Below are 3,365 nucleotides of genomic sequence, written 5' to 3'. Positions count from 1 at the left end.
ATAAAAGAAGATTATTTGGTTAGGACGAAAAACATTTATTTCGAAATGGAAGATCCAATTAATTCTGCAAATAAGGTATATAGATATATGGTGTAGGCTGTCATTTGGTAGATTATACGCATATTTTAAGAGCAATAGAAAGACTAATCTTGGTATAATTTAATAATAATTATTCTTTTTAATAAGTTCAGGAGGAATACAACATGAAAATAATGCCTATTGAAAAAAGAGAAATCACAACTAGTCGTCTTATACTTGGTTTTATGGGTTTTGGTGGGGATTGGGATCGAACTCCATATTCAAAAAAGGACGTGTTAAAAGCAGAAAAGGCAATTGATACAGCATTATCTAACGGAATTACGATGTTTGATCATGCTGACATCTATAGGTCGGGAAAAGCAGAAAAAGTATTTGGTGAAATCTTAAAATCACGTCCAGAACTTAGAGGAAATGTGGTACTTCAATCTAAATGTGGAATACGATTTGCAGATGGCAAAAATCCAGGTCGGTATGATTTCTCAAAGAATCATATCTTGAATTCAGTGGATGGTATCTTAAATAGATTGAATACCGAGTATTTAGATATTCTTTTATTACATCGCCCAGACCCCTTGATGGAACCAGAAGAAGTGGCAGAGGCATTTGAAACATTGAAGGTGTCAGGAAAAGTTCGTCATTTCGGGGTTTCTAACATGAGTGGTTCTCAAATCCAATTTTTAAATGCTTATTGTTCTCAACCTATGGTTGTAAACCAACTGAATATGAGCTTAAAACAAATTGATTGGTTAGACCAAGGTGTGTTAGTGAACCAAAAAGAAGGAACAGGAGTGAATTTCCCAGATGGAACGCTAGAATATTGTCGCTTAAACAATGTACAAATTCAAGCCTGGGGACCTCTAGCAAATGGAATGTATTCTGGTCGTGCTAGCGATAATCTATCAGAATCTGATCTTGCAACAATAGAATTGGTAGAGAAGTTGGCTACAGAAAAAGAAACCTCTACAGAAGCAATTGTGCTTGGATGGTTAATGCGTCATCCTGCTATGATACAGCCTGTTATAGGTACAACAAACCCAGAGAGAATTGCAAAATGTCAAGATGCAATAAGGCAAGCGGAGCTTATGACTCGTGAAGAATGGTATTCTCTCTATGTTGCCTCACGTGGTAAAAGGTTACCTTAAATTTGATAATGAGATTCTCCTATAAGAGCTACATAATAGTACTTATAGGAGAGGTACTTGAGTATTTGTGAAATTAGTCACAAAAAGGAGGGTACATATGAACACGGATATACTAATAATTGGTGGAGGACCATCTGGGGTTGAAGCAGCATTAACAGCTAGTGTTTATTCCAATAATGTAACGCTTGTATCAAATGAGTCTGTTGGTGATTGGAAGTCTGGATATACGAATATATTTTTAGAAAATATAGAAGAGATTAAGAAGAAAGGCAGTTTCTCACTTGAACAATTTAAGACTATTTATAATGATTGGGTAGAACAACAAAAAGAGCTACTATTAAATGCTGGCGTTCAACTAGTAACTGGATTTGCTTCCTTTGTAAATGAAAAATCTGTGAAAGTAATTGGGCACAAAGATCAAGAAATGATCATTCACAGTAATAAAATAATTATAGCAACTGGTTCTCACCCTATTTTTCCAGATAAAATAAAACCGGATGGTAAATACATATTCTCTTATGAAACAATAAAGAATTTGGAAGAAATCCCATCTTCCATTATAGTTATTGGCGATAGCCCTATTGGCTATGAAATGGTAAATCTCTTTATGCAGTTAGGACTAAGTGTCACTTGGTTGCTACCAGAAAATCAAAATCCACTATTGGATAAAGATATCATAGAATACATGCACTCATTTTACAAAGATAATGGCGTACAAATTGTTAGTGGACCGTGGGTTGACAAGGTGTACTCTAATAATGGAAGTGTTAAAGTAATTCGCGAAGATAGCAAAACATTCGAAGCTGATTCAGTATTTGTGACATTAGGATTTCGTCCTAATTTAAATTCACTAAAACTAGAAAATACTAATCTAGAACTGAATCCATATCATTCACTTGATTGTAATGAGTATGGACAAACATTGAACGAGTCTATTTATATAACAGGAGATGCGCTATTGCCAGTCTCTTATACCGCCATTCATGGCATCGCAAGGGCACGTGTCGTTGCTTTGCATGCCGCCGGGAAGAAAACAGACCCTATAGATATTCACACACTGCCTCTATGCTTTAATGAAAACCCACAAATAGGAGCTGTAGGTCAGTTTAATACCGTTGGCAAAGATATAAATTTTAAGAAGATCCCTTACCAAACACGTCACTTTAAAGCCTTTATGACTAACAAGAGAGAGGGTTTCTTGAAAATTGTATGGGATAGAGATGGCATAATTGTTGGAGCATCCTGTGTAGGTCATCAAGCAAAAGAGGTTATCGCAACCATTGCTTTAATAATTAAATTAAACGTCTCCATCAATCAAGCGGCATCATTTGTCAGTGTTCATCCATCAGCATCAGAACTTCCTTTTATTGCATTACAAAATTATATAAAAAGCATTTGAGGAAAAATCCTTACAATTAAACTCTTAGTGGTTTTCAAGAAGAAGCTGTATTCGGAGGATTAATTTAAATCATTGAAATTGCTGGTTAGCAAAATATAGTATATTATTACTAAAAGGTTAATAAATGAAAGACTATTTAGAAAGGTGTGATATAAATGAGAAGCAAACTATTAAACAAGGTGATTGAAAAGTAAAGATAGTGCTATTCTTCTTTTCAATCCAAAAAAACTATTAAATCTTGAAAAGAGGAAGTTTATGTACCGTGATCATGATTTATTAATTCGTCCGGTTGAGGAAAGAGATTTAACTAGACTTTGGGAGCTAATTTATAAAGAGGATACACCAGAGTGGAAAAAATGGGATGCGCCATATTTTCCACACAAGTCTATGCCATATGAACAATTTATGGAAAAGGGCATTACTTGGATTGGGAATGATGATTATTGGGTTATTTGTGTGGATGAACTAGTATGTGGTATTGTTTCCTATTACTTTGAAGATGATCAAAAAAATTGGTTGGAAGTAGGAATTGTTCTACATGAATCACATAATTGGGGCAAAGGCATAGGAACTCGTTCCTTAAAACTTTGGATTGATCACATTTTTAATACATTGCCTGTAGTACGAGTTGGTTTGACCACTTGGTCTGGCAATGAGCGTATGATTCGTGTAGGAGAAAAATTAGGTATGCAAATGGAAGCTCGAATTCGAAAAGTTCGCTACTACGAAGGTAATTATTATGATTCTATTCGTATGGGAATTTTACGGGAAGAATGGGAAAGTTT

Annotated in this window: 3 protein-coding genes; all 3 read left to right on the top strand. The window is 34.9% G+C overall.

The genetic code is table 11. From position 1 onward, the window contains the following. Positions 1 to 203: 203 nt before the first annotated feature. Entirely contained in the window at positions 204 to 1,181 is a 978-nt protein-coding gene (locus G5W_RS0104265) for an aldo/keto reductase (RefSeq protein WP_010094512.1), read from the top strand. Positions 1,182 to 1,278: 97 nt separating this feature from the next. Beyond that, positions 1,279 to 2,580 carry an FAD-dependent oxidoreductase gene (locus tag G5W_RS0104260; RefSeq protein WP_010094510.1) on the top strand — a complete coding sequence of 434 codons (1,302 nt, stop codon included), beginning with the start codon at positions 1,279 to 1,281 and terminating at the stop codon, positions 2,578 to 2,580. A gap of 255 nt (positions 2,581 to 2,835) precedes the next feature. After that, the coding region (locus G5W_RS0104255) for a GNAT family N-acetyltransferase (RefSeq protein WP_010094508.1) at positions 2,836 to 3,365 on the top strand (530 nt) is incomplete at its 3' end.

The sequence above is a fragment of the Ornithinibacillus scapharcae TW25 genome (assembly GCF_000190475.1).
GTDB lineage: Bacteria > Bacillota > Bacilli > Bacillales > Amphibacillaceae > Ornithinibacillus > Ornithinibacillus scapharcae.
This window is presented reverse-complemented; position numbering and strand designations above follow the sequence as displayed.

Coding starts and splice junctions, on each gene's coding strand:
- G5W_RS0104265 (WP_010094512.1), top strand. CDS start 204: ATGAAAATAATGCCTATTGAAAAAAGAGAAATCACAACTAGTCGTCTT.
- G5W_RS0104260 (WP_010094510.1), top strand. CDS start 1,279: ATGAACACGGATATACTAATAATTGGTGGAGGACCATCTGGGGTTGAA.